Source organism: Pantoea sp. WEP (assembly GCF_041678305.1).
Lineage (GTDB): Bacteria > Pseudomonadota > Gammaproteobacteria > Enterobacterales > Enterobacteriaceae > Pantoea > Pantoea dispersa.
Window position 1 is genome coordinate 533012 of the sequence record NZ_JBGNXB010000002.1, and the last position, 8917, is coordinate 541928.

General features: G+C 50.7%; 16 protein-coding genes. 11 read left to right on the forward strand and 5 right to left on the reverse strand.

Translation table 11 applies throughout. The annotated features are described in order from the left end of the window. Positions 1–157 precede the first annotated feature (157 nt). The 5 genes from ABVR31_RS21735 to ABVR31_RS21755 all read right to left on the reverse strand — a co-directional run bounded on the left by ABVR31_RS21735 (position 158) and on the right by ABVR31_RS21755 (position 3096). Complete coding sequence (locus ABVR31_RS21735) at positions 158–475, reverse strand: antitermination protein N (protein ID WP_372774532.1); 318 nt, start codon at positions 473–475, stop codon at positions 158–160. A 483-nt stretch (positions 476–958) separates the two neighbouring features. Further along, the gene (locus tag ABVR31_RS21740) at positions 959–1360 is read right to left on the reverse strand and encodes a hypothetical protein (protein WP_372774534.1); all 402 of its coding nucleotides are present in this window, start codon (positions 1358–1360) and stop codon (positions 959–961) included. After that, positions 1350–1760, reverse strand: a complete 411-nt coding sequence (locus ABVR31_RS21745; RefSeq protein ID WP_372774536.1) for a helix-turn-helix domain-containing protein — start codon at positions 1758–1760, stop codon at positions 1350–1352. The genes ABVR31_RS21740 and ABVR31_RS21745 overlap by 11 nt, the downstream gene beginning before the upstream one ends. Then, positions 1750–2157: a hypothetical protein gene (locus tag ABVR31_RS21750; RefSeq protein ID WP_372774538.1), complete on the reverse strand. Its 408-nt coding sequence runs from the start codon at positions 2155–2157 to the stop codon at positions 1750–1752. The genes ABVR31_RS21745 and ABVR31_RS21750 overlap by 11 nt, the downstream gene beginning before the upstream one ends. A gap of 291 nt (positions 2158–2448) precedes the next feature. Next, positions 2449–3096 (reverse strand): LexA family transcriptional regulator, encoded by a 648-nt coding sequence (locus ABVR31_RS21755; RefSeq protein WP_141495739.1) that lies wholly within the window; start codon positions 3094–3096, stop codon positions 2449–2451. A gap of 108 nt (positions 3097–3204) precedes the next feature. Between ABVR31_RS21755 and ABVR31_RS21760 the strand changes: the two genes are divergently transcribed. From ABVR31_RS21760 to ABVR31_RS21810, 11 genes are all read left to right on the forward strand, one after another. Next, positions 3205–3423 carry a helix-turn-helix transcriptional regulator gene (locus tag ABVR31_RS21760; protein ID WP_372774540.1) on the forward strand — a complete coding sequence of 73 codons (219 nt, stop codon included), beginning with the start codon at positions 3205–3207 and terminating at the stop codon, positions 3421–3423. Positions 3424–3557: 134 nt separating this feature from the next. Continuing rightward, positions 3558–3848: a lambda phage CII family protein gene (locus tag ABVR31_RS21765; protein WP_262264192.1), complete on the forward strand. Its 291-nt coding sequence runs from the start codon at positions 3558–3560 to the stop codon at positions 3846–3848. A 174-nt stretch (positions 3849–4022) separates the two neighbouring features. Beyond that, the gene (locus ABVR31_RS21770) at positions 4023–4862 is read left to right on the forward strand and encodes a DNA replication protein (RefSeq protein ID WP_372774543.1); all 840 of its coding nucleotides are present in this window, start codon (positions 4023–4025) and stop codon (positions 4860–4862) included. Next, positions 4859–6301 (forward strand): DnaB-like helicase C-terminal domain-containing protein, encoded by a 1443-nt coding sequence (locus ABVR31_RS21775; RefSeq protein WP_372774545.1) that lies wholly within the window; start codon positions 4859–4861, stop codon positions 6299–6301. Before ABVR31_RS21770 ends, ABVR31_RS21775 begins: the two co-directional genes overlap by 4 nt. Continuing rightward, positions 6298–6585, forward strand: a complete 288-nt coding sequence (locus ABVR31_RS21780; protein ID WP_372774547.1) for a hypothetical protein — start codon at positions 6298–6300, stop codon at positions 6583–6585. Before ABVR31_RS21775 ends, ABVR31_RS21780 begins: the two co-directional genes overlap by 4 nt. Continuing rightward, entirely contained in the window at positions 6563–7042 is a 480-nt protein-coding gene (locus ABVR31_RS21785; protein ID WP_372774549.1) for a hypothetical protein, read from the forward strand. Before ABVR31_RS21780 ends, ABVR31_RS21785 begins: the two co-directional genes overlap by 23 nt. After that, positions 7039–7227, forward strand: a complete 189-nt coding sequence (locus ABVR31_RS21790; protein WP_372774551.1) for a Lar family restriction alleviation protein — start codon at positions 7039–7041, stop codon at positions 7225–7227. Before ABVR31_RS21785 ends, ABVR31_RS21790 begins: the two co-directional genes overlap by 4 nt. After that, on the forward strand, positions 7224–7397 hold the full coding sequence (locus tag ABVR31_RS21795; protein WP_372774553.1) for a hypothetical protein: 174 nt from the start codon (positions 7224–7226) through the stop codon (positions 7395–7397). The genes ABVR31_RS21790 and ABVR31_RS21795 overlap by 4 nt, the downstream gene beginning before the upstream one ends. Beyond that, positions 7394–7651, forward strand: a complete 258-nt coding sequence (locus tag ABVR31_RS21800; RefSeq protein WP_141495731.1) for a hypothetical protein — start codon at positions 7394–7396, stop codon at positions 7649–7651. The genes ABVR31_RS21795 and ABVR31_RS21800 overlap by 4 nt, the downstream gene beginning before the upstream one ends. Then, on the forward strand, positions 7623–8072 hold the full coding sequence (locus tag ABVR31_RS21805; RefSeq protein WP_372774555.1) for a recombination protein NinB: 450 nt from the start codon (positions 7623–7625) through the stop codon (positions 8070–8072). Before ABVR31_RS21800 ends, ABVR31_RS21805 begins: the two co-directional genes overlap by 29 nt. Before the next feature lie 458 nt (positions 8073–8530). Next, positions 8531–8893, forward strand: coding sequence for a phage protein NinX family protein (locus ABVR31_RS21810; protein WP_372774557.1), 363 nt, complete (start codon positions 8531–8533; stop codon positions 8891–8893). Positions 8894–8917: the final 24 nt, after the last annotated feature.

The following is an 8917-nucleotide window of genomic DNA, read 5'->3' on the forward strand; positions in this document are numbered from 1 at the left end:
GATAAGCGTTGCGATCCTGCAAAATCGCAGCTGATATCCGAGCCGCGCTTTCGCCCCTGACCGTTTTAATCACATAGTCGTAAGAGTCCGGTCCATTCTCAACCACCTCAAATGATTGAAGGCTACTGTGATATTGTTCTCGCGACTCTTTCATCTTTCACCTCGCCGTTACGATGTCTTTTGATTTGCGATATCCAGCTGCGTATTTCGCTACGTCTGGCAAACACATCCCGCTGCTGATTTCCCCGCCGGCATACTTCGCCGCACCCGCCAGAATCTGCTTGTGATAATCGGTATCTGTGTCGACTGCTTTCATAACGCGATCTGCTGCCGGCCGTTTGCACTGCAGCACCACACGATTTGGAGTAGGGCGGTGCATTACCTCGGAACTGCTGCTGGCTTCGCTCTGGAGGTGTGCACGGCGTTCCCGGCGACGACCTGCAGCTGAACCAGTGAATTGAGTTCTGCGTGTCATAGATACCTCCTGAGTGAATTTTGGTGGTGTAGCGGCAGTGCGGACCGGGTTACCCGAGACCATCGCAAAGTAGCTACCCGCTACACCCCAAAACTCACGCTTTGGTACTAACTGGCTTTTCAGCCACGTAGGTGATCCGTCACCGTTGTAAAAAGAGCGTACTATCCGTTTCGTACTGCGCCAGCGTCCTGCTGATGGATTTAATATACACATTATGTGATTTTGAAGTCAATCACGATTTGTGTATGAAATGGCGGTGACACGTTATGTGTATGATTAAGATGTGAATTTATTTTTCTGCAGGCACAAAAAAGCCCGCTCAGTGGCTGGGTGCAGGTTTGGCAGCAAGGTGCAGGAGAGTGCATGAAGTGCAGGAGAATGGAAAAAGTGCAGGAGTAACCAGAAGGTGCAGGTGGTGCAGGAGCTGCAGGTATGACAAACCCGGCTCGGTGGCCGGGCTTTTCGCAAGTAAAAATGCGGTTGTCAGTTGTATGCTAGTTGAATGCCTTTAATTGTTGTTTTGCTTAGGATGTCATCAGCATAAAACTTAAAGTGCATTTTCAACAAAGATCCGAAGTACCAACTACTGGTTTGGAGAAAATCCTCAGTTAATTCATCGGTCTTGGGGCAAACAAAGAGCATGCGCATATTGATTTTTAGATGGAAATCATTTCCTTTTACACCCTCCCTACGTCCGGTTATTGATGGCGCAGCTTTGACATGGACTGTAGATTTAGACTCGTCGCCGACTAAAACACCGCCTGCCTCAAACTCAATTTCACCATAGTCAATTTCAATTGTTCCCTGCCCAGGCTCCATTAGAAGATGTTCAAACGAAATCCCAGTAGCACTAACCTCAATCAATTTAAAGTCATCAAGAACCATTTTGAACGTATTCCCTGCGTTGTGTAGCTATCAAAATCTTGACGATGTGCTTTCCTTCGGACTCAATGTGATTTGATTTTGTCTCATAAATCCTTTCAGGAACTATTTGGTGAGATACGTCTCTACCATCCTTTTTGATGGCAAGCTTAACTTCTACCCCGATCGCATGTGCGATGTCGGACAACGTGTTAAGAGTGAGGTTCCTTTTTCCATCAAAAATTTGAGTGATGTGCGACTTGGATCTACCCATCTTCTTAGCAACGTCGGCACGATTCATGCCGCTATCCTGCATAGCAAGAAGGAGATCTTCAGTGGTGTTAAAGATCAATCGTTCTCTGGCAAGCAGGGCATCGCTGATGTGTGGAAATTCGAAGTCTTCCTCAAAATTTTCAACAGTCATGTTTTCCTCTCTCGATTCGATCCCAGTTGTTGCATACTTTGGTGACATCTGAACCGTGTAATTCATCGAAATCTTTGTAAATGTAATGACTTATAAAGTAAGTCATGTCAACCCTTTCAGATTCCCAGTAATAACCACGTATAGGAATCCTTTTTATGGCCCAGAAGTTTTTTGCGGGCTTTCCGTTATAAGAGGGTAGCATTCCCTCTTTTCTTACGCTCAAGTCTGCGCTCCGTTTTCCAGATGAGAGACGCTCAATCTGCACTTGAATTGATGCCAACATTGATGCCTGCTTCTTAGTAGGCGTTACGCTTTTGAGCGCCACTGCCAATGATTTTAGAGCTCCGTTGCAGTGAACAACGGTATGGCACTCACCTTTAAAGACACCCTTGAGCATATCAACGTTCCATAGTTAATATATATGTTAACCCTTTCATTCCTTCAAGGGAATGAAGAAGTTCTTAATAAAGATTTCAAATGATATCGGCATGAAAACCTAAATCTTCACCCAAACGTCTCTTCCGGCCTCAGATCATCCCAACTTGCGCGCAAAACACCGAAGCCATAGACAGCCCATATCCGGCATAGAGGTATGATTGCTTTTTGCTACCAGCTGCGTGCATAAGACATGTTATCCCTGCGAAAAAAGAAGGGATGGCTAGTACAGTGAAAAAGCTCATTTATCCTCCTAACCAAACGTCTCTTCCGGCCACTGGGCCTTAACCACCTTCCCGATGATGCGACAGCTATGATCGCAATCCAACGTTCTATAGGCAGGGTTGAGCGGCACCAAGTAGCTTACGCCGGCATCCTTCTCATACTTTTTGAAAGTAACTTCGCTGTCACCGTTTGCCGAAGCAACGCAAAAGTCTCCAGTCTCAACCAGCTCTGCGGGGTCTACCAGAATCAGCATTCCCTCAGGGAAGCTAGGACGCACACCCTGTGGCGCTGTCATGGAATGGCCTTTCACCTCAAGCCAAAAAGCTTTCTCGCTAGCCTTTTTGGTTGTGGGCACCCATGCCTTTGCATCGCTGGCTGTATAACTTCCAACCTCTGAGAACGGCCCAGCCTGCACGTGAGCAAAGAGTGGATAGTCATACTGTTTGAAAACTGCATCAGCATCGTCTCCGAACATAATCTTAGCCGGAGAAACTCCCAATGCAGCGCCCAATACTACCGCATCATCTGCACTTACCTTCCGGGCACCCAATTCATAATTCCCAAGGCGTGACGGTGCCGCCCAGCCACAAAGCTTGGCAAGCTGTACTTGGCTAAGTCCCTTAGCTTCTCTGAGGGATTTAATCCTTTCCCCGATAAGTTCATGCATAGTTTTCATCCAACTAATTTACCACGATACGTGATGACACTCCGTACACGAATTGAGGTTGACTGCTAATCACAAATTGTGTGTAATGACTGTGTGTATAACACTAGGGAGGTTGCAATGAACAACATTGCTCAGCAGCGAAAGAAAATCGGAGTTTCGCAAGCTGTTCTCGCTTCAGCTATTGGTTGGGGGCAGTCACGAATTGCCAACTATGAGCTGAACATCCGTACCCCGAGCCTGAATGATTGTCGCTCAATCATTGCAGGTCTACTGAAGTTGGGTTGCCAGTGCTCTCTGGATGATGTTTTCCCACCTTCAAAAGATAAAGCCGCTTAAGTAACACCCGCTCTTACACAACGGACACGAAGTCCTACGTCGCTGAAAAGCGAGCAAATCAAGCAAACGATTCAACTACGTGACCGCCATATGGCTGTCGCGCAATTACTTATTCAACAAAGGGATTATCCAATATGGAACATGCAACTCAAAGCAAGAACGCCCGTCGCATTGAATCGGCGTTACTGAACAAACTGGCGTCTATCAGCCAGAAAACCTTCGCTGAAAAGCTGGGTATCGCCGAGTACCAGGTAAGCCGCATGAAGAAAAATTTCTTCCGGCAGATGAGCATGGCAATCGACATTCTGGAATACGGGATTGTTGATGATGACGCAGCTCAGCTGGCTAAAGCAGTGGCGAAAGAAGTGGCCCTAATTTTGGGCAAAGAAAAGCCCCAAAGCAGCGCGAACTGTTTTGAGGCCTGATGCGAAATGACTGGATCAAATCACAGGGGTAATTATGACAAAGAAGCACGTCGTATACCAGGAAGAAATGCACAAAAACCTTGCCAGAGTCGAATTCTGCAAAGCGTTCAACCCGAAGGTGGCTGAGAAGCTGAAGCACATTCTGGAAGAGCACAGAGCGAAGGAGAGAGGCAAATGAGCAACGTCTTAGCATTCAGACAGAAACATGTAGAGACACCGGAGGCAACCGGTAAGGGGTTTGCCTTGATTCATCGTCAATTCATGGATAGCAGGCTCTACAAGGACTCTCAGGCTGTTCACCTCTGGTTTCACTTCATCATGCGAGCGAGCCATAAAGCCAGCCTGGTAGAAACACATCTCGGAAAAATCAGCATTGGCCGCGGTCAGTTCATTACCGGACGGCCGACACTGGTTGATGAGACCGGCATTCCCGATCGCCGCATCAGAACGCTGATGGAAAAATTCGAGCGGATGGGGATGATTTCAAGCGAGCCTTTCGGTCGTTCATTCAGCCGGATTACGGTGCTGAAATACGACGAATATCAGCCAGAAAATCGGCCGATAAAAAGCCAAGAAAAGGCCAACGAAAACCCGCAGCCAGCAAGGCTTGCAGATGATTTCGAGCCAACGAAAAGCCAACGAAAGGCCAAAGATAATAAATTAAATACTAAATCATTATCTAGCGATAATGATATGTCATCTGACGATGACAAATTGTCGGTCAGTAAATCCAAGCCGATCCCCTATCAGGCCGTACTCGATGCCTACAACGAAGCAGCTGGTGACAGACTGCCTAACGCTGAAAAGCTTAATGCCAAACGCCGAACCGACATCAAGCGGCTGCTGAGTGAGCTGAAAGAGCCAACCGTTGAGGCTGCCAGTAATTACTTTCACGCGTTCATGTCTGCCGCCGGCACGTTTTACTTCGGCGACAACAACCGCGGCTGGCGGGCGTCACTCGACTACCTGCTGAGAAGCGACACGCTGACCAAAACACGGGAGGGAAGCCTGTGACCGATAACCTGATGCTGCCACCGCATAACCTTGACGCTGAACAGGCGGTGCTGGGTGGCATGATGATTGACGGCGGCGAAGAGCGCAGCCAGAAGGTTCTGGCGATGCTTAAGCCGGAAAGCTTCTACCACAAAACGCACGGCGCTCTGTTTGACGTTATGCGTGAACTCCTGAAGCGCAGTCAGCCGATCGACCTGCTCACCGTGTCAGACGAGATGGAACGCCGCGGCGCGCTGGAACAGTCAGGTGGATTTGCCTACCTGGCCGAGATGAGCAAGAACACACCGTCAGCTGCAAACATCGTCCACTACGCCGCGGTAATCCGTGATTGCGCAATGGAGCGTTACGCAATCCAGAAGCTTGCCGAAGCGACGGAGATGCTTTACCAGCGGAGCACCATCAGCGCCGCGGATAAGCTTGAGGCGGTAAGCAGCCTGACCAGCCAGATTAGCGACTACGCCAGAACGGGAAACCGTCGCGGCCTGCGCTCATTCGGTGATGTGATGGATGGCTGGGTAAGCGATCTTGAGAAGCGGTTCGACCCGTCAGGCGAGCAGCGTGGACTGAGCACCGGAATCCCATCACTCGATCGCATGCTTTCACCGAAAGGCCTCGTGAAGGGCTCGCTGTTCGTGATTGGCGCCCGGCCGAAGATGGGCAAAACCACGCTCTATAGCCAGATGGCAATCAACTGCGCAATCCGCGAGAACAAACCTGCGCTGATGTTCAGCCTGGAGATGCCGGCCGACCAGATTCTGGAAAAGCTGGTAGGGCAGAAGTCCGGCGTTAACCCGAGCATTTTCTACATGCCGGCCACTGACGACGCTGACATTGAATATCAGGGCGATTACGACAGCGATTTCGACAAGGCCATCAAAACAGCCAACCGGCTGCGCGAGCTCGACCTGCTGTACATCGACGACACGCCGGGCCTCTCGCTGGCGCACATCGTTGCAGAGTGCCGTAAAGTCAAACGCCAGAAGGGTGCTGTTGGAATGGTGCTGGTCGATTACCTGACGCTGATGACTGCCGAGAAAGCCGATCGCAACGACCTGGCCTACGGTCTCATCACAAAGGGGCTGAAGAACCTCGCCAAAGAACTCGGCTGCGTCGTTGTTCTGCTGACTCAGCTTAACCGTGAGCTGGAGAAGCGCGTCAACAAACGGCCGTTACCGAGCGACTCACGCGACACCGGTCAGATTGAGCAGGATTGCGATTACTGGGTGGGCATTCACCGCGAAGGCGCATTTGACGAAAACGTGCCGGCCGGCGAAACAGAACTGCTTCTTCGTTTGAACCGCCACGGCAACACCGGCACTGTCTTCTGCCTGCAGAAAGACGGCGCTATCTACGATATGGACCAGCACGTAGCCAAAGTCGAGCGCGATTCCCGTTCCGAAAAAGGCGGCAAGAACAAGAAGGGTGGAGGTGGATTTTGAAGATTGAGTTCAGATGGGAGCGACAGCAACAGCGCTTTGGCCATGGAGAAAACCTGATGGTTGGCAAATGGTGCGTAGGCAGCATCAGTCCAGACATTGTGAAGTCGGAGCATGGAAACATTTGCGTATATACCAACCTGCCAGGGCTGAAAACTCGGCTTAAAAATCGTCCGGACATTGAGCAAGCAAAAGCGGTGCTTGAGCATGCGGTTGCTTACTGGTTTCAAGAGTCTGGCATCAGCATTACCGAAGGAGCTACCAATGAACAACCTAACCCCCAGTGAAGCCCGAAGACTAATCGACAAGCTTCACCACAACCAAACCAAAGAGCACGGCATATCGATACTGGAAGAGAAGTATCTGGCTGCGCTGGAGATTGCGCTGACGGCGCTGGAGCAACCTGAAGGCCAGTTCTTCCTCGTCGAGCACCACAATTGCTATGAAGTCGAAACCACGCTTTTCGCTGCCATGCATCGCAGGGCAGAATTTGGCGGCCGCATCTGGGCGCTTACTGGCAGCATCGTGAAGCCAAAAACCGACACCTACCGGCAGATTGAGAATGATGGCTGGATTGAGTGGAAGGGTGGGTCTGTTGCGCCAGTAACAGGACTGGTTGAGGTTAGGTGGAGCACGGGGTCAACGGACATAGGTGACGCCGGAGTTTGGAGGTGGGAGCACTCTAAGTTCATGGTTAACCTGGTCGCCTATCGGGTGATTGAGAATGATGGGAGGGAAGGATGAGTGAAGAGTTAAAGCCGTGCCCGTTTTGTGGTGGTAAGCCTGAGGTGAGAAACTTAGTCGATGCAGGGTCGGCGATACACGTTGCTTGCCGCTGCGGCGCGCAACTGTTTGGTCGCAGATATCATTTTGGTAGTGAGTCTGAAGCCGTGGCCGCATGGAATAAGCGCAGCAAGGAGGCCTCATGACAACCCAAACCAACGGCGATGAGCTGGAGCGGAAGAAGTTTGAAAAGTGGTTTGAATCCGAATATGCCCATCTTGAAGGTTTTATCTATTCCGATGTTTTCGTGCGTATCAAGCATGGCTTCTGGATGGCATGGCAACAAGGTATGAGAAGCAATCAGGAGGATCCATGAGCAACGTAATCCCCCTAAGACCTGACCCACTCCGCAATCTCTACGAACTCATCGACAGCATCCACGACACCCAACCAACACCAGAGCAGAAGCGCATCACCGATGAGGCTTTGGCATTGGTGCAGAAGATGATTGAGTCGCGCGACGCGCCGGACATTTTATCAACGCCTAAACGCATGCTCGACGCAAAGTGGAATAAACACTTTGGCATTGGGGAGGAAGGAGATGGAGACCCAACGTTACCTGCTTCGTAATAACAGCGTCAGACAGAACTGCATCACCGCCATCCAGCAACTCCCCACCGACACCGACAAACCTCTGCAAGTAACCATTCAGGAAGATACCCGCAGCCTGGCGCAAAACAGGATGCTTTGGGCGTGCCTGCATGACATCTCGCAACAGGTCGTATGGTACGGACGGAAGCTGGATTCAGAGAGCTGGAAGAATATTTTCAGCGCCGCACAGCACCAGCAGGACACGGTGCCCGGCATCAACGGCGGCTTTGTCGTGCTTGGGAAATCGACCAGCAAAATGCGTGTCAGCGAGATGCGAGATTTAATCACCATTATCCATGCCTTCGGCGCAGAACATAACGTCAGATTCAGCGATGAATCGGCGCTTGCCGCTGAATGGGCCGGCAGATTCGGAGAGAAAGATGGGAAGAAGATTTACTGAACACGAACTCAACACCATCCGGCGGCTTTCAAATCAGTTAACCGTGAATCAGATTGGTGAGCTCATTGGACGCACCGGAGTGGCTGTTTACGACACCGCTCGTTATCACGGCATCCAAATACCCCGAAAGAGATACCGGACCCTGACCACAAAGCATGCCCGAGAGGTCGCCAGGCTGAAAAACTCAGGCATGACGTTCCGCATGGTTGCCGAGGAAACAGGCATACCCTTGTCATCATGTATTTGCCTGTACAGGGGGTCCTCTTGAAAACCACCTGGTTCATTCACCCCGAGCCCCTAGACACAAAGACCGCAGATGAACTCCTCGCCCGATACGCCGCCCGACAGGTTGAAGCAAAAAAGACACTGGCATTTGACCCGCGGTTCTGGACGGTCAGCGCTTTGCTGCCTGAAAGCCGGCACGAGCCGCGCCCGAGCAAGCAGTATCAGAACACTTTATGGAGCAGATGATGAATTACAGCGAAATGACGGACTTTGAGATTAACAAGCGCGTGGCGGAGCTAATCGGCGGCTTTATTGAAGAGGATATTTTCGAAAAAGAACAGACTATCTTCAGGCACCATGTCTCCGGCAAATACTCGCATTTCGACCCCTGCACCTCATGGGCTGATGCCGGGCCAATTATTGAAAGGCACATGATTTGCCTGGCAGCTGATGTTTTTGCAGAAACTCAGGATGGTGGAAAGTGGGTAGCCCAACCCGCTTATGGGTGGGATAGCGAACGGGTGAGGAGCGATAACCCACTGCGCGCCGCCATGATTGTTTTCCTGATGATGAAGGAGAAGCCCGATGCCGCGTGAACGCTGTCACCGCTGCTACACCAT

What these genes read in the sequence shown, in the direction of transcription:
- ABVR31_RS21805 (WP_372774555.1), top strand. Translation starts at nt 7,623, where the DNA reads ATGGAGACCCAACGTTACCTGCTTCGTAATAACAGCGTCAGACAGAAC.
- ABVR31_RS21795 (WP_372774553.1), top strand. Translation starts at nt 7,224, where the DNA reads ATGACAACCCAAACCAACGGCGATGAGCTGGAGCGGAAGAAGTTTGAA.
- ABVR31_RS21810 (WP_372774557.1), top strand. Translation starts at nt 8,531, where the DNA reads ATGGAGCAGATGATGAATTACAGCGAAATGACGGACTTTGAGATTAAC.
- ABVR31_RS21755 (WP_141495739.1), bottom strand. Translation starts at nt 3,096, where the DNA reads ATGAAAACTATGCATGAACTTATCGGGGAAAGGATTAAATCCCTCAGA.
- ABVR31_RS21760 (WP_372774540.1), top strand. Translation starts at nt 3,205, where the DNA reads ATGAACAACATTGCTCAGCAGCGAAAGAAAATCGGAGTTTCGCAAGCT.
- ABVR31_RS21790 (WP_372774551.1), top strand. Translation starts at nt 7,039, where the DNA reads ATGAGTGAAGAGTTAAAGCCGTGCCCGTTTTGTGGTGGTAAGCCTGAG.
- ABVR31_RS21765 (WP_262264192.1), top strand. Translation starts at nt 3,558, where the DNA reads ATGGAACATGCAACTCAAAGCAAGAACGCCCGTCGCATTGAATCGGCG.
- ABVR31_RS21735 (WP_372774532.1), bottom strand. Translation starts at nt 475, where the DNA reads ATGACACGCAGAACTCAATTCACTGGTTCAGCTGCAGGTCGTCGCCGG.
- ABVR31_RS21740 (WP_372774534.1), bottom strand. Translation starts at nt 1,360, where the DNA reads ATGGTTCTTGATGACTTTAAATTGATTGAGGTTAGTGCTACTGGGATT.
- ABVR31_RS21750 (WP_372774538.1), bottom strand. Translation starts at nt 2,157, where the DNA reads ATGCTCAAGGGTGTCTTTAAAGGTGAGTGCCATACCGTTGTTCACTGC.
- ABVR31_RS21770 (WP_372774543.1), top strand. Translation starts at nt 4,023, where the DNA reads ATGAGCAACGTCTTAGCATTCAGACAGAAACATGTAGAGACACCGGAG.
- ABVR31_RS21800 (WP_141495731.1), top strand. Translation starts at nt 7,394, where the DNA reads ATGAGCAACGTAATCCCCCTAAGACCTGACCCACTCCGCAATCTCTAC.
- ABVR31_RS21745 (WP_372774536.1), bottom strand. Translation starts at nt 1,760, where the DNA reads ATGACTGTTGAAAATTTTGAGGAAGACTTCGAATTTCCACACATCAGC.
- ABVR31_RS21785 (WP_372774549.1), top strand. Translation starts at nt 6,563, where the DNA reads ATGAACAACCTAACCCCCAGTGAAGCCCGAAGACTAATCGACAAGCTT.